The 22,728-nt window shown below is 62.8% G+C and carries 27 protein-coding genes; 9 read left to right on the top strand and 18 right to left on the bottom strand.

Going from position 1 to position 22,728, the window contains the following annotated elements; translation table 11 throughout:
- Positions 1-4: 4 nt before the first annotated feature.
- From V1290_RS24285 to V1290_RS24260, 6 genes are all read right to left on the bottom strand, one after another.
- Complete coding sequence (locus tag V1290_RS24285) at positions 5-517, bottom strand: HPP family protein (protein WP_334366708.1); 513 nt, start codon at positions 515-517, stop codon at positions 5-7.
- Positions 518-584: 67 nt separating this feature from the next.
- Positions 585-1,574: a TorF family putative porin gene (locus V1290_RS24280; protein ID WP_334366707.1), complete on the bottom strand. Its 990-nt coding sequence runs from the start codon at positions 1,572-1,574 to the stop codon at positions 585-587.
- A 376-nt stretch (positions 1,575-1,950) separates the two neighbouring features.
- Positions 1,951-2,304: a histone gene (locus tag V1290_RS24275; RefSeq protein ID WP_334366706.1), complete on the bottom strand. Its 354-nt coding sequence runs from the start codon at positions 2,302-2,304 to the stop codon at positions 1,951-1,953.
- Positions 2,305-2,525: 221 nt separating this feature from the next.
- Entirely contained in the window at positions 2,526-3,836 is a 1,311-nt protein-coding gene (gene glcF / locus V1290_RS24270; protein ID WP_334366705.1) for a glycolate oxidase subunit GlcF, read from the bottom strand.
- Positions 3,833-5,071: an FAD-binding protein gene (locus V1290_RS24265; protein WP_334366704.1), complete on the bottom strand. Its 1,239-nt coding sequence runs from the start codon at positions 5,069-5,071 to the stop codon at positions 3,833-3,835. The genes glcF and V1290_RS24265 overlap by 4 nt, the downstream gene beginning before the upstream one ends.
- A 403-nt stretch (positions 5,072-5,474) precedes the next feature.
- Complete coding sequence (locus V1290_RS24260; protein ID WP_334366703.1) at positions 5,475-6,968, bottom strand: FAD-linked oxidase C-terminal domain-containing protein; 1,494 nt, start codon at positions 6,966-6,968, stop codon at positions 5,475-5,477.
- A gap of 225 nt (positions 6,969-7,193) precedes the next feature.
- On the opposite strand from V1290_RS24260, the gene cycA reads away from it, so the two are divergent.
- Positions 7,194-7,586, top strand: coding sequence for a cytochrome c-550 CycA (gene cycA / locus V1290_RS24255; RefSeq protein WP_334366702.1), 393 nt, complete (start codon positions 7,194-7,196; stop codon positions 7,584-7,586).
- A gap of 228 nt (positions 7,587-7,814) precedes the next feature.
- Here the strand turns inward: cycA and V1290_RS24250 are convergent, their stop codons facing one another.
- Both V1290_RS24250 and V1290_RS24245 read right to left on the bottom strand, forming a co-directional pair.
- On the bottom strand, positions 7,815-8,108 hold the full coding sequence (locus V1290_RS24250; RefSeq protein ID WP_334366701.1) for an antibiotic biosynthesis monooxygenase: 294 nt from the start codon (positions 8,106-8,108) through the stop codon (positions 7,815-7,817).
- 127 nt (positions 8,109-8,235) lie between these two features.
- Positions 8,236-9,201: an alpha/beta fold hydrolase gene (locus V1290_RS24245; RefSeq protein WP_334366700.1), complete on the bottom strand. Its 966-nt coding sequence runs from the start codon at positions 9,199-9,201 to the stop codon at positions 8,236-8,238.
- A 263-nt stretch (positions 9,202-9,464) separates the two neighbouring features.
- Between V1290_RS24245 and V1290_RS24240 the strand changes: the two genes are divergently transcribed.
- The gene (locus V1290_RS24240; protein ID WP_028351545.1) at positions 9,465-9,644 is read left to right on the top strand and encodes a hypothetical protein; all 180 of its coding nucleotides are present in this window, start codon (positions 9,465-9,467) and stop codon (positions 9,642-9,644) included.
- A gap of 180 nt (positions 9,645-9,824) precedes the next feature.
- Here the strand turns inward: V1290_RS24240 and V1290_RS24235 are convergent, their stop codons facing one another.
- From V1290_RS24235 to V1290_RS24220, 4 genes are all read right to left on the bottom strand, one after another.
- On the bottom strand, positions 9,825-10,424 hold the full coding sequence (locus tag V1290_RS24235) for a tetratricopeptide repeat protein (protein ID WP_442893803.1): 600 nt from the start codon (positions 10,422-10,424) through the stop codon (positions 9,825-9,827).
- A gap of 149 nt (positions 10,425-10,573) precedes the next feature.
- Positions 10,574-10,699, bottom strand: coding sequence for a type B 50S ribosomal protein L36 (gene ykgO, locus V1290_RS24230; RefSeq protein ID WP_002718645.1), 126 nt, complete (start codon positions 10,697-10,699; stop codon positions 10,574-10,576).
- Positions 10,700-10,955: 256 nt separating this feature from the next.
- Positions 10,956-11,405: a MaoC family dehydratase gene (locus V1290_RS24225; protein WP_334366699.1), complete on the bottom strand. Its 450-nt coding sequence runs from the start codon at positions 11,403-11,405 to the stop codon at positions 10,956-10,958.
- 14 nt (positions 11,406-11,419) lie between these two features.
- Positions 11,420-11,896 (bottom strand): MaoC family dehydratase, encoded by a 477-nt coding sequence (locus V1290_RS24220; RefSeq protein WP_334366698.1) that lies wholly within the window; start codon positions 11,894-11,896, stop codon positions 11,420-11,422.
- Positions 11,897-12,001: 105 nt separating this feature from the next.
- Between V1290_RS24220 and V1290_RS24215 the strand changes: the two genes are divergently transcribed.
- The 3 genes from V1290_RS24215 (at position 12,002) to V1290_RS24205 (ending at position 14,182) form a co-directional block, all read left to right on the top strand.
- Positions 12,002-12,886 (top strand): amidohydrolase family protein, encoded by an 885-nt coding sequence (locus V1290_RS24215; protein WP_057838072.1) that lies wholly within the window; start codon positions 12,002-12,004, stop codon positions 12,884-12,886.
- 62 nt (positions 12,887-12,948) lie between these two features.
- The gene (locus V1290_RS24210) at positions 12,949-13,695 is read left to right on the top strand and encodes a haloacid dehalogenase type II (RefSeq protein ID WP_334366697.1); all 747 of its coding nucleotides are present in this window, start codon (positions 12,949-12,951) and stop codon (positions 13,693-13,695) included.
- Position 13,696: 1 nt separating this feature from the next.
- A complete protein-coding gene (locus V1290_RS24205; RefSeq protein WP_334366696.1) occupies positions 13,697-14,182 on the top strand; it encodes a YbaK/EbsC family protein in 486 nt (161 codons plus the stop codon).
- On the opposite strand, the gene V1290_RS24200 is transcribed toward V1290_RS24205, so the two are convergent.
- The 3 genes from V1290_RS24200 to V1290_RS24190 form a co-directional block, all read right to left on the bottom strand.
- Complete coding sequence (locus tag V1290_RS24200; RefSeq protein WP_334366695.1) at positions 14,179-14,550, bottom strand: hypothetical protein; 372 nt, start codon at positions 14,548-14,550, stop codon at positions 14,179-14,181. The two genes, V1290_RS24205 and V1290_RS24200, sit on opposite strands and share 4 nt — an antisense overlap.
- 124 nt (positions 14,551-14,674) lie before the next feature.
- Positions 14,675-15,664, bottom strand: coding sequence for a tripartite tricarboxylate transporter substrate binding protein (locus tag V1290_RS24195; RefSeq protein WP_334366694.1), 990 nt, complete (start codon positions 15,662-15,664; stop codon positions 14,675-14,677).
- Between the two features lie 286 nt (positions 15,665-15,950).
- Positions 15,951-16,865, bottom strand: a complete 915-nt coding sequence (locus V1290_RS24190) for a LysR family transcriptional regulator (RefSeq protein WP_334366693.1) — start codon at positions 16,863-16,865, stop codon at positions 15,951-15,953.
- Positions 16,866-16,981: 116 nt separating this feature from the next.
- Here V1290_RS24190 and V1290_RS24185 point away from each other — a divergent pair, with 116 nt between their 5' ends.
- From V1290_RS24185 to V1290_RS24170, 4 genes are all read left to right on the top strand, one after another.
- Positions 16,982-17,734 carry an SDR family NAD(P)-dependent oxidoreductase gene (locus V1290_RS24185; RefSeq protein WP_334366692.1) on the top strand — a complete coding sequence of 251 codons (753 nt, stop codon included), beginning with the start codon at positions 16,982-16,984 and terminating at the stop codon, positions 17,732-17,734.
- Positions 17,735-17,806: 72 nt separating this feature from the next.
- Positions 17,807-18,505, top strand: coding sequence for a pirin family protein (locus V1290_RS24180; RefSeq protein ID WP_065743667.1), 699 nt, complete (start codon positions 17,807-17,809; stop codon positions 18,503-18,505).
- 174 nt (positions 18,506-18,679) lie between these two features.
- Entirely contained in the window at positions 18,680-19,279 is a 600-nt protein-coding gene (wrbA, locus tag V1290_RS24175; RefSeq protein ID WP_334366691.1) for an NAD(P)H:quinone oxidoreductase, read from the top strand.
- Between the two features lie 169 nt (positions 19,280-19,448).
- Positions 19,449-20,396: a DUF5996 family protein gene (locus V1290_RS24170; RefSeq protein WP_334366690.1), complete on the top strand. Its 948-nt coding sequence runs from the start codon at positions 19,449-19,451 to the stop codon at positions 20,394-20,396.
- Between the two features lie 183 nt (positions 20,397-20,579).
- Here the strand turns inward: V1290_RS24170 and V1290_RS24165 are convergent, their stop codons facing one another.
- The 3 genes from V1290_RS24165 to V1290_RS24155 all read right to left on the bottom strand — a co-directional run bounded on the left by V1290_RS24165 (position 20,580) and on the right by V1290_RS24155 (position 22,643).
- Positions 20,580-20,771 carry a hypothetical protein gene (locus V1290_RS24165; protein WP_334366689.1) on the bottom strand — a complete coding sequence of 64 codons (192 nt, stop codon included), beginning with the start codon at positions 20,769-20,771 and terminating at the stop codon, positions 20,580-20,582.
- A 228-nt stretch (positions 20,772-20,999) separates the two neighbouring features.
- Entirely contained in the window at positions 21,000-22,031 is a 1,032-nt protein-coding gene (locus V1290_RS24160) for a glycosyltransferase family 2 protein (protein WP_442895072.1), read from the bottom strand.
- A gap of 231 nt (positions 22,032-22,262) precedes the next feature.
- Complete coding sequence (locus tag V1290_RS24155; protein ID WP_334366688.1) at positions 22,263-22,643, bottom strand: hypothetical protein; 381 nt, start codon at positions 22,641-22,643, stop codon at positions 22,263-22,265.
- Between the last annotated feature and the right edge of the window lie 85 nt (positions 22,644-22,728).

The following is a 22,728-nucleotide window of genomic DNA, read 5'->3' as shown; positions in this document are numbered from 1 at the left end:
TTCCCTACAGCCAGCGCCGCGGCCATGGCTGGCGGCGCACCCAGCGGTGCCAGATGTAGGAGAACGCGGTCAACAGCAGCGCGCCGGCCACCACCGGCGCGAGCAGGAACGTCCAGGGCAGATTGCCTGAGACCACCAGCAGCGGGTTGATGCCTGCCGGCGGGTGAAAGGTCCCGGTGACGTACATCGCCAGAATCGAAAGGCCGACGGCGGCGGCCGCTGCCCAGGCCTGCGGTCCCGTCAGCTTCAGCACGATCAGGCCGACCAGGGCCGACACCACGTGACCGCCGATCAGGGCGCGCGGCTGCGCCGGCGCCACGTCAAGCGATCCGATCACCAGCACGATCGAGGTGGCGAACGGAATCACCGCGAGCGGATAATGCGCGGCGAACGAAAACCACTCCATGACGCCGATGGCAATCGCGCCGCCGAGGCCCGCGACCGCGCCGGCCAGAACGTTGCGGTGATCGTTGCGGGAGATCGCCCGATACGCCGCGCGCCGCCAATCCCGTTTCATCTGCGCTACCCAAAAGAAAAGGGGCGGCAGATCGCTCTGCCGCCCCCTCGTCTTCGACAGGAAGATCTTACTTCAGGTTGGTCATCGCGGTCAGGTCAGCCGACAGTTTGACGATACCGGCAGCGCCGCACCACTTGGAGCCAACGCCAGTCGGATTGATTGGCGTGAAGCTACCGTTGAACGTCGCGGTATGGTCGCTCGTGAAGGCGTTACAATCACCCTGCGACAGGTTGGTGTCGGAGTAACGGAAGTCCAGCGTGAACACCTTGTAGGTGAAGCCAATGCCGATGTTCCAGGTGTTGTAATCGGCATAGTTGATGCCGTTCGGGAACGCAGCCACGCCGTAGAAGGAGTCGGAGGTACCGAGCCACTGACGGCCGAATTCACCCGACACATACATGCCGATGCCGCTGGCGCCGAACCAGGCGCTCGGCGCGATCGCCTTGCCGACGATCGAAGCGTAGGTGCCTTCGGCGCCGGTGTTGAGGAAGCTCGGCGTATAATAGACATTGCCGCCCAGCGAGAAGTTGTCGTTGAAGGTGTAGTTCACCTTGCCATAGACCTCGAAGAAGCTGAGGTCCTTTTTGATGACGTTGCCGTTGAGCAGAGCATTCGTCTGGCATTCGAGGCTGAGCGGGACGCCGGCAGTGTCAGTTGCCGCACCGTAGTGGCAGGTGCCACCCGGATAGAGGTAGCCCCAGGCACCGACGTCGACAGCGAAAGCACCAAACGTCGCGCGGACACCGCCGTAAGCGTCGACTTCAGCGGCCGCGCGGTTCGGGAACGAGATGCTCGCGGCACCCAAGCCAACATAGAGCTGGAGGTCCTTGGTGACGTTGTAGCGCGGCTCGAAATAGGCGTTGACCGAGGGCTTGTGATTGGACTGGGTGATGCCGCGGAAGATGTAGTCGTTGGTGATCCCGGCGCCGAAGGCGATATCCCAGGGATCGAACGCGACCGGCGGCGGCGCCTTGACGGCCTTCACCCGCAGATCCGCGGCGAGAGCCGAACCGGACACCATTGCCAGCGCCGTTGCTAACAAAGCCACTTTCTTCATATCGATCCCCATCACCCTTCTTGACAGTCCAGCTCCGGCGCCCCCCGGGCAAAGCGATAACCGACTGCGGCCAAATGTCTTAACGCGGTCACAGAGTGGGCCGCAGCGTCATGGTCGTGAAGCAAAAAAGTCAAGCACGTGCCGCCTTTTTAGGCGTTTAGGCCATTTCCAGAAATGTTCTGGGCGTGTGTTGCATTCTCACAACAATTTTAGGGGTTCCCGGATTGTCCACCGGCGTATGCACCCGGAAAAAGGCGGCACCGGTGACACACCGGAGAGCGGCTCTTACGAATCAGTCCTTTCGGCAGTCCCAACGAAAAGGCCGCAGCGGGTGGGACGCTGCGGCCTCTCGAAATATCCGGTCTCGGCGAGCGAGCTAGTGCTGATCGCCGCCGTTGGAGGAGCCCGATCCCCATGACGGGTTGGACGGCTCCGGAGAAGCCCAGCTCGGCGCAGGCGCCGGTTCGGGCTCTGTCATCGCCGGCTGCGGCTGGGGAGCGGCGGGCTTGGCAGCCGCCTTCCTTTTCTTGGCCGGGCTCTTCTTTGCAGCCTTTTTCGGTGCGGCCTTCTTGGCCGCCTTCTTGGCGGATTTCTTCGCCGACTTCTTGGCGCCCTTCTTCGCTGATTTCTTGGCAGCCTTCTTCGCCGACTTCCTGGCGGACTTCTTCTTCGCCGCTACGGCCTTCTTGGCCTTTTTAGCCTTCTTCGCCTTCTTACTCTTCTTCGCCATCGTGGTCCTCCTGTTGCGCTTGTCCATGCTGTCGAGCGCTTCGATAGTCCGCAGGCTAGACCGGGGCGACACTTCTTCGAAGTGCCCTCCCGCTCCATCCTTGTCTGGGCATGATCTCCGGGCGAGACGCTTAGCGCGCGCCTGCCCCGAGGAAAACCGGATGCCGATCCGCTGTCGAGCCGCGGAGCAGGCCTTCCGGATCATGCCCAAGGGCCGATCGATCAATTCAATCCTGGCCTGGGACCTCCCGTCGCCCAATCGAGAAGCTCAATCGTGTGCACCACAGGAACTGACGTACCGCCGGCAATTTGCACCATGCACCCAATATTGCCCGCAGCGATCATGTCCGGTTTGACTGTCGCAATGTTGGCGACCTTTCGATCGCGCAACCTGCTCGCAATGTCAGGCTGGAGAATGTTGTAGGTCCCCGCCGAACCGCAACACAAATGGCTCTCAGGTACATCTTTCACCACGAATCCATTCTTGGAAAGCAATTCTTTCGGAAGGGCTGTGATTTTCTGTCCATGCTGCAGCGAACAGGCCGAGTGATAGGCCACCGTCACGTCGCCTTTCTGGCTCGATGGCGTGAGCGCGATGCCGGCAAGATACTCGGTGATATCCTTTGCCAGCGCAGAGATTTGCGCTGCGGGGCCAGCGAAATCGCGATCCTCGCGCAGCATGAAACCATAGTCCTTGATGACCGTGCCGCAGCCCGACGCCGTGATCAGGATGGCATCGAGGCCGCCTTGTTCCGCCTCCTTTTTCCACAGCGTGATGTTGGCGCGGGCCCGCGCCAGCGCGTCGCCGTCCTGCCCGAGGTGATGGGTGAGCGCGCCGCAGCATTGCTCGTCCCTGACCAGGACGACCTCGATGCCGTGGCGCGTCAGGAGATTGATGGCCGCCTGGTTGATGCGCGGCGCCAGCACCTGCTGGGCACAGCCCTGCAATAGGGCGACCCGCCCGCGCTTCTCGCCCTGGGCCGGAAACACGCTGCCGCCCGAGGGGCCCGGCGGCGGAAGACGTTTCGGCGCGAGCGCCAGCATCGCCTTGATTCGCCGCATCAGGCCGGGGGTCGCGGCCGCCTTCGCCGGCAGCAGGGCCGCGAACGGGCGGGCGAGCCGCGCCATGATCATGCTGGCGCGAAACAGCTCTGGCCGCGGCAGCACCAGCGCCAGCACCGCGCGCAAGGCCCGCTCGGTCAACGGCCGCGCATAGTCGCGCTCGATCCGGACCCGCGCCTGATCGACCAGGTGCATGTAATGCACGCCGGACGGACAGGTCGTCATGCAGGCCAGGCAGGAAAGGCAGCGGTCGATATGCTTGACCACCTCCGCCGTCGGCGGGCGGTCCTTTTCCAACATCTCCTTGATCAGGTAGATGCGCCCGCGCGGGCTATCGAGCTCGTCGCCGAGCAGGACGTAAGTCGGACAGGTCGCGGTGCAGAAGCCGCAATGCACGCAGGCACGCAGGATCTTGTCGGCTTCGGCGATATCGGGATCGGCGAGCTGGGCCAGTGAGAATTCGGTTTTCATGACACAGATACCCTCACCATCCGGCCGCGGTTGAGGATGATCTTCGGATCGAAGCTGTGGCGCACGCGCTCGCTCAGCGCGGCGATGCCGCCGGATTGCGGATGGAAAACGTCGACATTTTGCCTGGTCTCTTCGGACGCGCGGATCAGCGAGGCGTGGCCGCCGGCCGCCTCGACGCGCTGACGCACCATCGCGGTTAGCGCGTCCGGCTTGGGCGGCAAGGCCGCCCAGATCAGGCCGCCGCCCCAATCATAGATCACGTCACCCCCGGTCTCGCGCGCCAGCGCCTGCCCGAGCGCGCCGCCGGATGCCGGCGGACACACGATCCGCCACACCGGCCAGGCGCCGAGCGCGCCGCTTGCGGCGAAAGGTTCGACGTCGCGGATCGCGTTCCAGAGCGTTGCCGAGGCAGCGTCCTCAAGCATTTCCACCGACCCGAACGGCGCAAGCGTTTTGCCCAGCGAAGTGGCGCGATCCGCGACCGAAGCTGCGATGCCTTCAAGCCGCAATAGCGTGACCGCCTGCCCCTGAGAGGCAAAATCCGCAAGCGCGCCGGTCGCAGGGCGGAACGCCGAATTCGGCAGGTGCGCCGCGCCCGAGACGTCAAACGGCGAGCCGACTGCTGCGGTCATCGCCCGGTTCGCGGCCACGTCGTCGAGGCCTGCGAGCACCAGCGTGCGCTCGCTCTCAGGCTTCGGCATCACCTTCAGCGTGACTTCGGTCATGACCGCCAGCGTGCCCCACGACCCCGTCAGGAGCTTGCAGAGATCGTAGCCGGTGACGTTCTTCACCACCCGTCCGCCGGTCTTGAAGCTGTCGCCGAAGCCGGACACCGCATGCGCGCCCAGCAGGTGATCGCGGGCGCCGCCGGCCTTGATGCGGCGCGGACCGGCGAGACCTGAGCCGATCATGCCTCCAATGGTGCCGTTGCCGGATACGCCTGTCAGTGCCGACGTATCGATCGGCTCGAAGGCGAATTGCTGGTTCTTGGAATCGATCAGCGACTGCACGTCAGCGAGCGGGGCGCCGGCCTGCACCGTGATGATCAGTTCGTTCGGCTCATAGGCGCTGACGGCGTTCAGCGCCGACACATCGAGCACGGCATTGGTCGCCATCGGCTGGCCGATGCCACGCTTGGTGCCATGGCCGACGATCTCAAGCGGCTGCTCGCCGGCGATCGCCGCCCGCACCACCTCCTCGACCTCCTTGGCGTCACGTACTCTTAGCGTGTCCACGGCGCACCTGAATTGCACATTGCACACATGGCGGGACCGCGGCTTATCGTGCCGATCGTCGCCTGCGGTTTGCTGATACAGAGTCGCTGCCTCTCTCCGGTCAGCGCCCGGGGCTTACCCCTCTCCCCAACCTCGAGAGCGAGCTTTGCTCGCCTCGGACCCCGCGAGGGGGGAGGGAGCCCATCCACCCGTGCGTCCCTGACGAGTCGCGATACTCCTGCTCGCTCACAGGACGCTGGCGCTGTGAGGCAAAGTGAGGTGAGCGCGCTCATCAGGCTCCCTCCCCCCTTGCGGGGTCCGAGGCGAGCAAAGCTCGCTCTCGAGGTTGGGGAGAGGGGTGAGCCGCACGGGTGGTGCTCGTAACAGAACCGCTCCGGTGTGCGCACAAGTTCGAGATTCATCACTAAAATCTCGGAATGTCCGGAAACGCCAGTCTGCCGGCGCGCACGTGCATGCGGCCGAGTTCGGCGCAGCGATGCAGCGTCGGAAACACTTTTCCGGGGTTGAGCAGGCCCTGCGCGTCGAAGGCGCATTTCAGGCGCTGCTGCTGGTTGAGGTCGATTTCGGAAAACATCTCGCCCATCAAATCGCGCTTCTCGATGCCGACGCCATGCTCGCCGGTGAGCACGCCGCCGAATTCGACGCAGGCCCGCAGGATGTCGGCGCCGAAGGCTTCCGCCCGCTCGATCTCGCCAGGCTTGTTGGCGTCGTAAAGGATCAAGGGGTGCAGATTGCCGTCGCCGGCGTGAAACACATTGGCGACGCGCAGATCGTATTTCGCCGAGAGGTCGCGGATGCGCGCGAGCGCCTTCGGCAGCGCACCGCGCGGAATCGTGCCGTCCATGCAGAGATAGTCCGGCGATATCCGCCCCACCGCCGGAAACGCCGCCTTGCGGCCGGCCCAGAACAGATTGCGCTCGGCCTCCGACGTCGAAATCTGGCAGCTCGTCGAGCCGCAGCCTTGCGCGATTGCCTCGACCCGCTTGATCAATTCGTCGACCTCGACGCTCGGACCATCGAGCTCGATGATCAGAAGCGCCTCGACATCGAGCGGATAGCCGGCGTGAACAAAAGCCTCGGCGGCGTGGATCGCCGGCTTGTCCATCATTTCCATGCCGCCGGGGATGATGCCGGCGCCGATGATCCGTGCCACGCATTCGCCGGCGGCCTCGACCTCGGCAAAGCCGACCATCAGGGCGCGGGCCGTCTCCGGCTTCTGCAGGATTCGCACCGTGATCTCGGTGATGACGCCGAGCAGGCCCTCCGAGCCGGTGATGATGCCCATCAAATCGTAGCCGGAATTTTCGGCGGCCTTGCCGCCGATGCGCAGGATCTCGCCGGACATCAGCACGATCTCGCAGCCCAGCACGTTGTTGGTGGTCATACCGTATTTCAGGCAATGCACGCCGCCGGAATTCTCCGCGACATTGCCGCCGATCGAGCAGGCGATCTGCGAGGAGGGATCGGGCGCGTAATAGAAACCGGCATGCGCCACCGCCTGGCTGATGGCGAGGTTGGTGACGCCGGGTTCGGTGACCACCACGCGGTTATCGAAATCAATCTCGCGGATGCGTTTGAACTTGCCCAAGCCCAGCAGCACGCCGTCCACGAGCGGCAGAGCGCCGCCTGACAGTGACGTGCCGGAGCCGCGCGGCACCACCTTGATGCCCTGTTCGAAGCAGTATTTGAGAATCCTGGATACCTGCTCCGTGGTATCGGGCAGCACCACGACCATCGGCGGCTGCCGGTAGGCGGTGAGACCATCGGACTCATAGGCCAGCATCTCGGCCGCACTGTCGATCACGCCCTCACCCGGCACGATCGTGCGAAGAGCGGCAACGATGGCATCCCGGCGTTCCAGAACCGCCTGATCGGAAGCCGGCATCATGATGGCCATGCGAATCCTCCAGGCCCGGCGAATAACGATTTGTGGTGGTAAATCAAGCACGTCTGCCAAGGTTTGGGTAGGCTATCCGAAGGTCGGATTGCCACGCCTCAAACGATCAGTTCTCTCTGGGACAAGTCGGCAATGGTGAAACCTGTCAAAGTTTCGTGGCTTGTCCAATCCAAGCGGGCCTGCCACAAGAAATCCGCCTCTCTGGGAAGAAACGAAGAGCACCACATGAAAATATCGACTTTGAGCGCGCTGGTCGTCGTTACCTCATTGGCCGCGTCATCGGGCGCGCTGGCGCAGGACGCAGCCGCGGGCAAGACCTCGTTCAATAAATGCCTAGCCTGCCATGCGATCGGCGAGGGCGCCAAGAACAAGGTCGGCCCGGTACTGAACGGGCTCGATGGCCGCAAGTCCGGCACCATCGAAGGTTATGCCTATTCGGAAGCCAACAAGAATTCCGGCATCACCTGGGGCAAGGATGTGTTCCTCGAATACATCAAGGATCCAAAGGCGAAGATTCCCGGCACCAAGATGATCTTCGCCGGCATCAAGAACGAGAAAGAAGCCGGCGACCTCTGGGCCTATGTCTCCTCGTTCGACAAGGACGGGAAGCAGAAGTGAGAGCTGGGCCTCTTACCCTCCCCTGGAGGGGGAGGGTCGATGCTCATGTAATGAGCGGCGGGGTGGGGTGACGGTCTCTCCACGCCCAACAGTGCCTGAGTGGAGAGATCACCCCACCCCGTCTCACATCTCGCTACGCTCCATGTGAGCCGACCCTGCCCCTCCAGGGGAGGGTGAGAATGCAGCCCGGCTCTGATTGAGAGATCTCAGCGCTCGCCGCATCAAGCCTCAAGCCAGCGTGTGCACGATCACCGGTCCGGCCATCGCGGTGGCCGGTCCGGTCAACAGCGGCGCCAGGTCGTGTTCGATCCACGCCAGCGCGCGCTTGTTGGATTCCTCGGCGGCCGCATAGTTGTTGAACAGGCTGATCGCGATCACCGTATCGTCGGGCGCATAGACCACATAGTAGCCCATGAAGCCCTCGACGCCGCTGATGACGGGAATCGCGCCCTCCTTGATTCTGCGTGTCAGCTCTTCGGCCTTGCCGGGCTTGGCCTTGCCCTGACGAATGGCGGCGTACATGGGGCTCTCCCTCGAACGTAAGCTGCCCGATATCGCAACTCTTAAGCTTCATCCCTCGCGGGACGAGCAGCGGAATCCCGCGCGCGTTGATCGTATCTCATCCAATGCCGTCAGGCCACGCGCACGCTCAAGGCGCCGCTGCGGTCGCCACACTCGGCGGCAACGCGCCGATCATCGCCTCGATTTCGGCAATGACGAGATCGGGAACCGCATTCTGGATCATGTGACCGACGCCCGGCAGCACGATCAGTTTCACGTTCGGGGCGGCCGCAGCGAACGGCCGTGAGTGGATGTTGGTCGACACCGTCTTGTCGGCGTCGCCGGTGATGATGGTGACGGGCGCCTTGATCTCGCCGTAGCGCGGCGCCTGCTCGGCCACCGCCGCTTTCAGCGTCACCAGATCGCGCGCATTGGCGATGAATTCGCGCGGCCGCAGCAACAGCGGCGTGGCGGTGTTTTTGACAAAGCCATCCGGCATGGTCTGCGGCAGGAACACGCCCCGCGCGCCCGAATCCGCCAGCAGCATTCCGAGCGGCAGCGTGATGGTGTAGGCGAACAGCGGGCCGACCACCGGCGTGGCGATCAGTTTGTTGTAGCGCCCGACGCCGCCGGGCCAAGGATAGGCCACCGGCGCGAGCATCACCAAACCGGCGACAGCCTGCGGGTAGTCCAGCGCGATACGCGCCCCCAACGCGCCGGCCCAGGAATGCACCACAAAGATCGCCTGGCCGACGCCGAGCTTGGCCAGCGCCTCCTCGATCATGCGGGCCTGAATTTCGGGCGTGGAGTCCTGAAGGCGCGTGCGGGTGCTCCAGCCATGCCCGGGACGGTCGATCAGGATCACGCGGTGCTTTCTGGCAAGCCGCTCCCCGACCGGCTGCCGCATCACTTCCAGATTGGAACTGGCGCCGTGCAGCATCACGACCGGCGGCCCCGCTGCATCGCGCGGACCGATATCGAGGATATGCAGGGCTCCGCCCGCCACCTCGACCATCCGGCCCTGGGCCGGATGGGCCCGTTCGCTGAGAAAAACGCCGGCTTGCGTGGCCAGCACCAGCACCGCCAGCGCCGCCACTAGGATCACCACCACCATCGAGAGTTTCCGGCTGATTTTCTGCACCAGCGAGCTACGGCCCGGACCGGCGCGGGTTTTAGAGACTGTCCACAGGGGGCCGAACCTGTGGATAGCGGGGTCATACTGACGTCATCAGCAAGTTTGTACAGTGTCGTTGCCACTTTTGCCATGTGTGCGCGTGCCTGATTGGGGGGTAGCCAGGCGCTTGCACTGTACCCAACATCCACAGGAACAGGGGCGCTCACTACAAATTGTTCCAGCGTATCATCGGAGGACTACCCATGATTTCCGACGCAAGCGAAGCCGCCATCGATCAGATCGTAGCGAGTTGCAATGGCGACATCCGCGGCGCACTCAAGGCGCTGCTGCGGGTCAACGAGCAGCTTGAGACGGAGTTGGCGCAAATCTACGCGGCGGTAGGCCTCGACGGTCTGGCCCGGGGCAGCAACGCCGTACACTAGGTCCTTTGTGAGCCGACTTCCAAAGACGCAAACGGCTCAAGAGCACTCTGGTTGGTGCTCATTTTCCGGTGTCTCTGCGGGCGGCGTGCCGAATGAGATGTTTCCGCCCGACCTGGGCGTCGACGAGGGGATTGCTCGTGACGATCTAGCTTTTCGCGGTGGCCTGGTTGCCGCGAAAGTTCAGATATCGCGGCCTTCGACCTTTTCGGTCAGCGTCTTGACCAGTTCCGGCACCTTCTCGAGATGCGGATTGACGGCCAGCGCCTTGCGGAACGCTTCCAGCGCGCGCTTTTCGTCGCCGATCTCCTGCATGATCATGCCAAGCCCGGCGAGCGCGCCGAAATGCCGGGGCTCGCGGATCAGCACCTGCCGGATGTCCTCGAGCGAACGGGTGTAGTCGTTCTTCAGGTAATACAGCGTGGCGCGACGATTCCATGCCTCGACGTAATCGGGACGCAGTTTGACGAGAGAATCCAGCAGTTTTAGCGCGACGTCGATCTTCTGCGCATCCATCGCGGCCTTGGCGCGCAGCATCAACAGCGCAGCCGTGTCGCTCGGCGTCTGCATCCACTGCGCCCAGATCCGCGCCTCGACGTGTTTGGCGCTGGCTTCATCGGGGGCAGCTTTCAGGGCGCCGAACAGGAAATCCAGCCCACGGGTGCGATCCGCGCCAACCTTCGGAAGCTTGCTCGGCGCTTCCGGTAACTTCTTCTCGGATTTCGGTGGAGGAATGACCCTGGGGTCGTTCTGGGCAAACGCAGCGGCCGGCACGGCCGTCATGACAGCGGCGAGGACCACGATCCGGCAGTTACGGGCGCCTGGGAATCTCAAAACCATGGAGCAAGTCTAGACGCGCAAAATCGCGCCGCAAAGCAGCAGATCGTCAAAGACCCGTGAAGCGAAGAAAAAAGCCGGCTGGGCCGCCAGGATTAACCCTGGCGGGCCTTGAAGCGGCGCTGCACCTTGTTGATCACGTAGACCCGGCCCTTGCGGCGGACCAGACGGTTGTTGCGGTGGCGGCCGCGCAGCGATTTCAAGGAGTTACGGACCTTCATGGGACAATCCTGATGCTTTGAAAGGCCGTGTTGGAGGCCCGAACCTGAGCTACCCGAAAGTGGCAAAATGGGATTAATCCCGAAAAGCGGCCAACCGCCCGGGACGGGGCGGTTTCTAAGCAGCGCGGGCGCGGATGTCAATCCAGATGCGCCGTTTTCGGGTCCATCTGTCCCGTTCCGGACCTAACGCGGGCAGATCGATGCCCGGCATTCCGACCGGTACCGAATCGACTGGCCTTCCGAAGACTCTCCGGATTCACTGGCAGAACAGGTCGCGCGGGAACTCGACCAGGGCCTCGCCGGTCGCGACCTTTTCACCCGTCTGGTTCTTCACCACCACGTCGATCATTATCCAACGGGATTTTTCGGTCACCTGCTTGGCCTTGATGATTCCGGTGGGCTGGATGGTATCGCCCGGCCTGACCGGCTTGACCCATCGCGTCTCGAGCCGGCGTTGGATCGCGCCTGCAGGGTACGCCCAGTCGGTGATCATGCGCGAGATCAGGCCAAAATTGTTCATGCCGTGCATGATGATGCCGCCGAAATTGGTCTTGCCGAAACTGCCCTTCATGTACTCGTCGTCGAGATGCAGCGGGTTGTAGTCGAGCGAAGCGTCGCAAAACAGTCGGATGGACTCGCGGCTAACCGCGAAGGCGGGACCGTCGATGGCATCGCCGGCTCTGAGCTTTTCGAACGTCGTGGTCATCGCAACCTCCCCGCTCAGATCGGCCGAATCGTCCAGCCGCGGCCGGAACAGATTACGTCGTCCTTCTGATTAAAGAAGACGTTGTCGTGCACCACGAACAGCCGCTCGCGCTTGATGAACTTGTCGAGCGCGCGGGCCTGCAAGGTGATGACGTCGCCAGGCCGCGCCGGAATGTTGTAGCTCCAGGATTGCCCGGCATTGACGGTGCCCGGCGAGCGCATCCAATCATCCGCCGGGGTGCAGGAGAACATCAAGAGGATGTGGATCGAGGGCGGCGCGATCAGCCCCCCATAGCGCGTGGTCTTCGCATAGGCCTCGTCGAAATAGATCGGATGACTTTCGCCGACCGATTTGCAGTACAGCTCGATCGCCTCTTTGGTCAGCGTGTAGGGGATGGTTTTGCGCGGCTCGCCGGGAACGATGTCGTCCCAGACCTTTCTCAAGTTGGCGTCTTTCCAGAAATCGGTCTCGAAGGCCTGCGTTTGGGCCATGCCGCGCTCCCTTATTTTCCGTCTTTTGTTCTGCCGCCTTGCGGAATTCGTTATATAGTATAATCAATTTTCCAGACCCAAAAATCAAGCCGGCGGGAAACTCAAATGCCCAAGCTCAAGCTGCCCGATATCGAGAAAGTCGTCGCGATCGACATCCACACCCATGCGGAAGAGCCCTGCGGGTTGCATGGCGACGACGGCTATGACGATTTTCAGGAGCGCATGGCCGAATACTTCAAATCGCCGCACAAGCATCCGCCGACCGTGCCGGAGACCGCGGCCTATTACCGCTCGAAGAACATCGCGGCCGTGATCTTCCCGGTCGATGCCGAGCGCGAGACCGGCTTTCGCCGCTACAACAATTACGAGATGCTGGAGGTTGCCTCCGATCATCTCGATGTTTTGATCCCGTTCGTCTCGATCGATCCGCACAAGGGCAAGTTAGGCGTGCGCGAGGCGCGCAAGCTGATCGAGGAATACGGCGTCCGCGGCTTCAAATTCCATCCGACCATGCAAGGCTTTTACGCCAACGACCGCATGGCCTATCCGCTTTACGAAGCGATCAACGACGGCGGCGCGATCGCATTGTTTCACACCGGGCAGACTGGCGTAGGTTCCGGCATGCCCGGCGGCATGGGGATGCGCTTAAAATATTCCAACCCGATGTACATGGACGATGTCGCGGCTGACTTCCCCGACCTCAAGATCATCCTCGCGCATCCCTCCTTCCCGTGGCAGGAAGAGGCGCTATCGGTCGCGACGCACAAGCCGAACGTCTATATCGACCTCTCCGGCTGGTCGCCGAAATATTTTCCGCCGATCCTGGTGCGCTACATCAACTCGATTTTGCAGGACAAGATGCTGTTCGGCTCGGACTGGCCGGTGATCACGCCGGATCGCTGGCTGGCCGATTTCGCCAAGCTCGAGATCCGCGAGGAGATCAGGCCGAAGGTGATGAAAGCCAACGCAAGGAAGATTTTGGGTATCTAAAGGAGTATCATCGGCGGGGGAGTTTCTCGACACGACGACGATCGGCGGGAGGATGCAACGCAGTGACCATCAAAGCCGTTGTCTTCGATGCCTATGGCACGCTTTACGATGTCCAGTCGGTGGCTGACGTCACCGAGGACGCGTTTCCGGGCTATGGCGAAATCATCACCCAGGTCTGGCGCATCAAGCAGCTCGAATACACCTGGCTGCGCTCGCTGATGGGACGCTATCAGGATTTCTCGGTCGCCACGCGCGACTCACTGGCCTACACGCTGCGCAGCCTCGGGCTGCAGTATGACGATGAGACTTTCGCGCGCATCATCGACAAATATCTGCATCTCGATCTCTATCCGGATGCGCTTGCGGCGCTGTCGGCGATGAAGGATTGCAAGCTCGCGATCCTGTCTAACGGCAGTCCCGGTATGCTGGGCGCGCTGGTGAAGAACAGCGGGCTCGAGCGCGTGCTCGATGCGACCATCAGCGTCGATGCGAAGAAGATCTTCAAGCCCAGCCCCGGGGTCTATGCGCTGATCGAGGAGGTGCTGCAGGTGCCGCCCGCCGAGGTGCTGTTCATCTCCTCCAACCCCTGGGACGCCTGCGGCGCCAAGGCGTTCGGGCTCAACGTCGCCTGGATCGAGCGGGTGACGCCGGAAGCGATGGCGCTGGCCTGCCTCGAAAGCGAGACGCTGCCGCCCTTGACGATGTTCAAGATATTGCGCACCCAGATGGATGAATTGGGATTTGAGCCCGATCATCGCATCCACAGCCTCTCCGAACTGCCCGCACTGGTGTCTGCCCAAAGGTCCTGAAATGAGTCTTGAGTCCGTCCGCGCCTTCTTCGCCGAGAAGGCGCCTGATATTGCCGTGATCGAATCCGAGATAAGCTCCGCTACCGTTGCGCTCGCCGCCGAGGCTTACGGCGTCGAGCCGGCGCGGATCGCCAAGACGCTGAGCTTGCGGGTCGGCGATCGCGTGGTGCTGATCGTGGCCGCCGGCACGTCTCGGATGGACAACAAGAAAGTGAAGGCACTGTTCGGTGTAAAGCCGAAGATGCTCGGGCTCGACGAGGTCGCCGAGATCACCGGTCATGAGGTCGGCGGCGTGTGCCCGTTCGGACTGAAGACGCCGCTGCCGATCTATTGTGACGTGTCGCTGCAGGCGTTCGACGTGGTGGTGCCGGCCGCGGGCTCGACCCACAGCGCAGTGAAGATCACGCCAGCGCGGATGGCCGAACTGACGTCGGCCGAATGGGTCGACGTCTGCGAACTCAGGCCTGCGTCGGAAGCCGCGGCCTAATCGTATTCCTCATAATAGGGCGGAGGCTGCATCGGCCGCGGCCGTACCGCCGGCGGCGGTCCTGGCTGCGGGGCACGGGCCCGCGGCGCGTTTTGCTGCAGCCCGCGTGGCGGCGGCTGCTGCGCGTCGGCCTGCGATTGGAATACCGCACGGCAACCGGTGGAGAGCTGCGGCGTGTTCTGCCGCAAACATGCCACGATCCGGTTGACGTCCGGGATCTGGTCGCCGCAGAGCCGCCAGACGTCGGGCGTGCAGGCCATCTGCTGTTCCCAGGTTCCGCGATATTCCTGCGAGAAAGCGGGAACGGCTGCGCCAGTTCCGCCGCCGATCGCGAGGGCGAGTGCAAGGACGATCCGCTGCGTTTGCATGGACAGGTCCCCTTCTTTTCAATTTTCACAGGCGCGGAAGCTCCGCGCGGCGACGGCACTAAGCCTGTCGAATGAATGCGGCCACGCGACGTTAGTGCGAACAAAAAAATGTGAAGCGGGTTCCCTACTCCACCTTGCCGATCTTCTTCACCGCCGCGACCAGCCGCGCGCTGTCTTCCGCGACGAATTTTGCAAATTCCGGCGCGTCCAGGTAGGCGACCGGGCTGCCGGCGGTCTCATAGGTCTTGACCACCTCGGGCGCCTTCACGGCTTCCGCCATCGCTTCGCGCAGCCGCGTCGTGATCGGCGCCGGCAATGCGCGTTGCGCAAACAGTCCCGCCCAGATGTAGAACTCGACATCCTTGTAACCGAGCTCCTTGAAGGTAGGCAGATCGGGAAAACTCTTGATGCGCTCGGAGCCCCAATTGGCGAGCACGCGCATCTTGCCGTCATCGACCTGTTGCTTCAGCGTGCCCGGCGCCGATGCCACTGCCTGCACGGTGCCGCTCAAGAGTGCGGTCAGCGCCGGCCCCGCGCCACGGAACGGCACGTGCAGCAATTTAATGCCGGCGCTCGCGGCAAACATCTCCATCGCCACGTGCAGCGTGCCGTAGGGACCGGACGAGCCGTAGGGAATTTGCCCGGGACGCTTTTTAGCGTCATCGACGAAATCCTGCAGCGTCTTCCACGGCGCGGATGCCGGCACCGCCAGCAGCGTCGGATCGGCGAGCACGCGCGCGATCGGCGCGAATTGCGAGACTTCATACGCCACCGGACGATCGAACAACCGGTCGGCTTCCGGCAGCACCGCAAGCGAAGACAGCGTCATCAATAGTGTGTGCCCGTCAGGCTCGGCACGCGCCGCCGCCGCGTTGCCGACCGATCCACCACCGCCGCCGGCGCGGTTGTCGACGATCACAGGCTTACCGAGGATCCGCTCCAGCGCCTGCGCGATCGGCCGCGCTGCGAGATCGGCCTGCCCGCCGGGCGGAAACGGCACGATCATGGTGATGTTGCGCGAGGGATATGGGCCTTGCGCGAAGACGGTGTTGGAGAGCGCGGCGTGCGCCAGCGGCAATGCGGCGGCGACTTTCAGGAGTTCGCGGCGGTTCATGGTAGTTTCTCCCCGATGCTTTTTGTTTTGGTTATTAGGCGAGCCTAGCTGAAGCCGGTCACGTTGCGATAGCCCTGCCCTTCACCCTCCCCTGGAGGCCCCCACCCTCCCCTGGAGGGGGAGGGTCGACGCTCATGCAATGAGCGGCGGGGTGGGGTGACGGTCTCTCCCCATCCAACAGTGCCCGAGTTGAGAGATCACCCCACCTCGTCTCACATTTCGCTTTGCTCAATGTGAGTCGACCCTCCCCCTCCAGGGGAGGGTAAAAGCAGATCCCCTCGCCGCTTTATGGTCTTCTCTTCTTCGCTTTTGAGAACTGCTTGGCCAGAAACTCCGCCAGCACTTCGACGCGCGCAGGCCTTGGGCCGCCGGGCGGCGTCACCAGGTGCACCGCGCCTTCGGGCTGGTGCCAGCCTTTCAGGATCACTTCCACCTCGCCGGAGGCAATGGCGTCGCCGATAATGAAGTCCGGCAAATCCGCGATGCCGAGGCCGGCGATGACGGACGGCAACAGCGCCTCGCCATTGTTGACGCGGAGCTGGCCGGCGGGCCGCACGCTGGCCTGCTCGCCTGACGCGTTGGTGTAGTGCCAGACGCCGGCCGTCGAGAGATAGGCGTAGCCGAAGCATTTATGCTCCGCCAGATGCATCGGATGCGTCGGCCTGCCATGGCGCTTGAGATAGGACGGCGCCGCGACCGTGTAGCGTGGCATCGCGCAGAGCCGCCGCGCGATCAGCGACGAGTCCGGCAGGCGCGCGATGCGCAGGCCGGCATCGAAGCCCTCGCCGATCAGATCCACCGTCGCGTCGCTCAGGTGAAGGTCGATCGAGACTTCCGGGAAGGCTGTGAGAAATTCCGGCAAGATCGGCGCAACGGCTTTCACGCCGAACGTCATCGGCACCGCGAGCCGCACCAATCCGCGCGGCGCCATCGATTGCGACAAGGCCTCGTTCTCGGCGTCCTCGCCGTCGGCCAAGAGCCGCGCGGCGCGCTCGGCGAGCCTTTGCCCGGCATCGGTCAGCGCCAGCCGCCGCGAGGTGCGGTTGAACAGCCGCGCGCCGAGCCGCTGCTCGAGCCGACTGACGGCCTTGGATACCGTGGCCTTGGACAGCGCCAACTCGGTGGCGGCCGCCGCAAATGACCGCAATTCCACGACTTTTGCGAAAATCGCCAACGCCTCGAAATCCGGGAGCTTGGACATTCGGATCACCTTCAGGGCTCTTTATTGGAAACAATGAGTTTCAATAGTTTCTATTTCTATACCACGGCGGGAGGCATATCCAGTGGCCATCGGAATTCGAGCAACGGAGAAATCCAATGACCAAGAAGCTCTCAGGCAAGGTAGCCCTCGTCACCGGCGGTTCGCGCGGCATCGGCGCAGCGTCTGCCCGTGCGCTTGCGGCAGAAGGCGCCAACGTCGCGATCAGTTATGTCGCCTCCCCCGACAAGGCGGAAGCGGTTGTCGCCGAGTTGAAGGTCAAGGGCGTCAACGCCCGCGCTTACAAGGCCGATCAGGCATCCTCCGCCGAGGTCGACCAACTGGTGAAGAAGGTCGCGAAGGATTTCGGCCGGCTCGACATCCTCGTCAACAACGCCGGCGTTGCCGTCGGCGGCGCGGTCGATGATCCCAATGCCGACACTGCAGCATTGGCCCAGCAGAGTGCCGTGAACGTCGATGGTGTCATCACCGCGATCCGCGCGGCGGCGAAGCTGATGGGTGAAGGCGGACGCATCGTCACGATCGGCTCCGATATCGCGACCCGCGCCTCATTCCCCGGCCTTGCCGATTACGCCGCCACCAAGGCTGCCGTTGTCGGCTACACCAAGGGCGCGGCGCGCGACCTCGGTCCCCGCGGCATCACCGTGAATGTGCTGCAGCCGGGCTCGATCAACACCGACATGAACCCGGATGACGACCGCGAGATCGCCGACCTCCAGCGCAAGCAGCACGCGCTGCAGCGCTTCGGCAAGCCGGAAGAGATCGCAGCCGGCGTGGTCTTTCTCGCGAGTCCCGAAGCGTCGTTCGTGACGGGCACAGTGCTCAATGTCGATGGCGGCTTCGGCGCGTAACTCAAATCCAGCGCGGCCGGGCGCAAGCCGCCCGGCCACTTCATTCAAGAACTTTCAACGAAGGAATATCCCATGATCGAACTCAGACCATTTGCAAAACTCGGCAGCGCCGATCACGGCTGGCTGAAGGCAAAACACCACTTCTCGTTTGGCAGCCATTACGATCCCGACAATATGGGCCACGGCGCGTTGCGGGTGTGGAACGATGACGAGATCGCGCCGAACACCGGTTTTCCCGCCCATCCCCACGCCAACATGGAAATCATCACCTATGTCCGCGAAGGCGCGATCACGCACCAGGACTCGCTCGGCAACAAGGGCCGGACTGAAGCCGGCGACGTGCAGGTGATGAGCGCCGGAAGCGGCATTCGTCACTCCGAGTACAATCTGGAGCCGAGCAAGACCAAGATCTTCCAGATCTGGATCGAGCCGACGACGAGGGGTGGCCAGCCGACCTGGGGCGCCAAACCGTTTCCGAAGTCGGATCGCTCCGGCAAGCTCGTCACCATCGCCAGCGGCATTGCCGGCGACAAGGATGCGCTGCCGATCCGCGCCGATGCGCGGGTGCTCGCCACCACGCTGAAGGCGGGCGAGAGCGCGGCGTACGAGGCGGCGAAGGCGCGTCACCTCTATCTCGTGCCGGCGGCCGGCAGCGTCGAAGTCAACGGCGTGCGCGTCAATGCCCGCGACGGCGCTGCGATCCGCGACGAGGCGAAGCTGACGATTACCGCGCTGGAAGATTCCGAACTGGTGCTGGTCGACGCGGCTTAGGCCATTCACCGCTTGTCATGCCCGGGCAAAAGCGCGAAGCGCGTCTTCGCGCTAGATGACCCGGGCATCCATCCCGCTTCGGAAGAGTCTTTCCGAAGATTGGTGGATTGCCGGGTCAAGCGCGGCAATGACAGCCCCAAGAACAACTCACATCAAAACCAAAGGACAACCACCATGGCGAAAGTACTCGTGCTCTATTATTCCGCTTACGGTCACATCGAGGCGATGGCGAGTGCCGTAGCCGAAGGTGCGCGAAAGGCCGGCGCCACCGTCGACATCAAGCGCGTGCCGGAGCTCGTGCCTGAAGCGGTCGCCAAGGCCTCGCATTACAAGCTCGATCAAGCCGCGCCGATCGCAAAAATCGAGGACCTCGCCAATTACGACGCGATCGTCATCGGCACCGGCACGCGCTTCGGCCGAATGACGTCGCAGATGGCGAACTTCCTCGACCAGGCCGGTGGCCTCTGGGCCAAGGGCGCGCTGCACGGCAAGGTCGGCGGAGCCTTTACCGCAACGGCGACCCAGCATGGCGGGCAGGAAACCACGCTGTTTTCGATTATCACCAATCTCTTGCACTTCGGCATGACGGTCGTCGGCCTGAACTACGGCTTTGCCGGCCAGATGAAGCTCGACGAAATCACCGGCGGCGCGCCCTATGGCGCCACCACGATCACCGGCGGCGACGGCAGCCGCCAGCCGAGCGAAAACGAACTCGCCGCTGCGCGCTATCAGGGGCGCGTAATCGCGGAGACCGCGAACAAGCTGCATGGCTGATGCAACGATGGGCGGCGTTCTCTCTTACGAATGCCGCCCAATCTAGTCCTTCGAGAGCGCAGCGCGCGGCGCTGCCCGGAATGCACGAAATCGTGAGGCATAGTTTCCAAACGCCTTATGAATTCGTGATAGGCCTTCGACCTCCCGGTCTGCACGCAAAGGTTCTAGCATGAGCAATAATTCGCAAGTCCGGTGGCCGGAATTGCCGACCGCGGCGTGGCGTGACACCTATGCGACGCTCCATCTTTGGACCCAGATCGTCGGCAAGATCCGCCTCGCTAAATCGCCATGGCTCAATCATTCCTGGCACGTGGCGCTTTATGTCACGTCGCGCGGATTGACGACATCGCCAGTGCCCGACGGCGCACGAACGTTCCAGATCGACTTCGATTTCATTGACCACACGCTGCGCATCTCGACCAGCGACGGCTCGCTAGAGCAATTTGTGCTAGCAGGACATTCGGTCGCCAGCTTCTATGCTGCCACGATGGCAGCGCTTGCCGAGCTCGGCATTGCCGTTGCCATCGACGAGATGCCGAACGAACTGCCCGATCCGATAAAATTCTCCGAGGACACCGTGCACGCCGCCTACGATCCAGATGCCGTCGGATGCTTCCTGCAAATTCTCATCAACTGCGACCGCATCTTCAAGCAATTCCGAACCGGCTTCCTCGGCAAGGCCAGCCCGGTGCATTTCTTCTGGGGCAGTTTCGATCTCGCGGTGACGCGCTTCTCGGGACGCCGCGCGCCACGCCATCCCGGCGGCGTGCCGCATTTGCCCGACGCGGTTGCACATGAAGCCTATTCACACGAAGTCAGCAGCGCCGGGTTCTGGCCGGGCGGTGGCGCTATCGATTATCCCGCCTTCTATTCCTATGCCTATCCCGAGCCGCCGGGTTTTCGCGCGGCGAAGGTGCAACCGGATGCGGCGTTCTTCAGCGAAGCGCTCGGCGAATTCATTCTACCATACGACGCTGTCCGGACGGCTGCCGATCCCGACAAGGCGCTGCTCGATTTCCTGCACAGCACCTATGAGGCCGTGGCAATCGCGGCAAATTGGGATCGCGACGCGTTGGAATGCGATTCCGGGCAGCCCGGGGTGGTGAGGCAGGTTTGAAGCTGCTGTGTAAGGTGGGCAAAACCAACGGGTCGCGCGAACGCGCGCCCGGCGACGAGCGCAAGGCCGCTCGCGGAGTGATGACAGGCTCCGCGTGCCCACCATCACACATGCGGAGATCGAGAGTGGTGGGCACGCTTCGCTTTGCCCACCCTACGAAACTTTGCCCCCTACGCACTGCCACTAATGCCGCAGTTGCGGCTTCATAATGGTCTGGCGAACTTCGGCGCCGCAATCGGCGCATTCATAGGTGAAGTCAATTTTGGCTTGGCTCCAATGCGGTTCGACGTCGCGCACATACATCGGAAGTCCGACACAGCTCGGACAAAGGACGAAACCTGGCTCAATGCCATCATGATGAATATAGGCTGGCATGTTGGCTCTCCCCACGGCAGCAATTCACGAGTAGCCCATCACCCGAAGCGCAGCATACGCGCGTGCGGCTAAACGGATCATCAACTCTCGCGAACACACGATGAACGGCTGCATAATCCTGGCACGTGTTGCAGATTTGCACGGCAGTTCCCGTGCGGCAACAATGTGTCAGCTCTTATCGCGCGACAGTGGGGACGTCGCGGATTTCGGATGCGCCGATGAGCTGTCTCATGAGACGATCTTCGATGCCTTGTAGGGCTGCGGCTCGAGGCCGAACGCGGCCAGCACGCTGCCGATCGCCACCGTGATGGGATGCATGGCAATGGTCCACTCACGCTCGGTGAAGACTGCGTGCACGGCGTAGCCGAGCGAAAGCGGCAGGGCGGCCAGCAGTTTGGCGGTCAGCTTCGTCCGTAACCAGAACGTTAGCGTCGCCTTGCGCTGGACGTGATAATTGATCGCGCCGATCCGCAGGCTCCGTATTGCCAGCCATTTGAGGCTGGTCCGGCTTTGCGGCACGGTCTCGCTGATCGCGGCTTCGGCCGCCCAATGAAACCGCAGGCCAAGCCTTCTACAGCGGTAGAAGAAATCGGTGTCTCCGCCACCGAGAAAATTGAAACGGAGGTCGAACGCCGGCATGCCCAACCGATCAAACACCGCGCGCCGGATCAGGCAATTGCCGCAGCGATAGATTACCGGCACCGGACCTGAGGCGTCGTAGGCCGGTGCAAACGCGGGATGGCGCCACAGCCCACGCTTCCGTTCGTCATCGAATTCAGGAAGTACCGGACCGCCGACGATGTCGGCGCCGGTCGCCCCCGCGGTCCCTACCATCTGCTCCAGCCAATCCAGCGAAGCGATTTCGTCATCGTCGATCATCAGGAAGCTGGTGGCCAGCGGGAACATCTGCAGCGCCGTCTCGAAGGCGGCATTGATGGCATAGCAGTTCCCCTGCCGCGGCTCGATCACGCAGAGCCCCGAGAATTTCCCCGACGCGAGGTATTCGGCGGCAACCGGCACGCTCTCGCTCCTCGACGCATCGTTCTCCACCATCACGATGGCGAAGCGGCGGCTGGTGCGCTGAACGGCAAGCGACTGCAGCGTCCGGCGCAGGTATTCGGGACGGCGAAAACAGGGGATGCACACCACCGTTTCGATTCCTGGATCGAGCGCCGGTGAAGCCGCCACCAGCGCACGCAGAGCCCTGACCGCCGGATCAGGCCGCTCCATCCTGATATCGCCGATCGAGCTCTCTGCCATGAAAGTCTGGTCGTTCACGAATATGTCTCATCGTCCCGAAACGGGATTGCCGGATTAATTCCGGGACATTTCCGTCTCGATAAAGCCGCTCGCTTGGGGATTATCCTGTCCTTGCGGACGTAACGCGCACGGTGGTGCAAGAACCGATCCGGCAGCGAAACGTGACGGACTGAATTCCGGCGACGGTTAATGGATGGAGTTAATCCGCACTGAACGAACGCTGAGTGCGGATCAGCGGCTGAACAGTTTTCGGAACAGTCTTTGCGAGTTCGGAAACTGGCCGTTGTCGATCTGGGTGGGCCAAGCACCGTTGACGTCGAAATAAGCAGCGTAGGCAATCCTGTCTTCGTTCTTCATGAACCAATGATGCATCTGCTGAGTGAAGAACGGATTGTCGCCGAAATTGCGCCCGCCCCATTCGGGATAGCTCATGCGCTTGCCGTTCAGATGCGCAAACTCTCGGTGCCATTCGAGGCCGAATGGCGCCTTGATGTACCCGCTGAAGACAGGTGCGCCTGGTCGGGATTGAGGCGGATCGACTTCCGCTTCAATGTCGACAATCCCGGTGCGGCGACACCCCCACCCGAAGCTGATGCTCCGCATCAGCGTCATCTTGAAGAACGGCGGCCGGAGGCCGCCTATGCCTGCCCCGCACGCGGGAGAGGGAGCCCAAAGAGCGGCACAAGCCCCAACGACT

Source organism: Bradyrhizobium sp. AZCC 1578 (genome assembly GCF_036924675.1).
Taxonomy (GTDB): domain Bacteria; phylum Pseudomonadota; class Alphaproteobacteria; order Rhizobiales; family Xanthobacteraceae; genus Bradyrhizobium.
The sequence above is the reverse complement of the archived record's forward strand: the minus strand, read 5'-3'. Positions and strand labels throughout refer to the sequence as shown.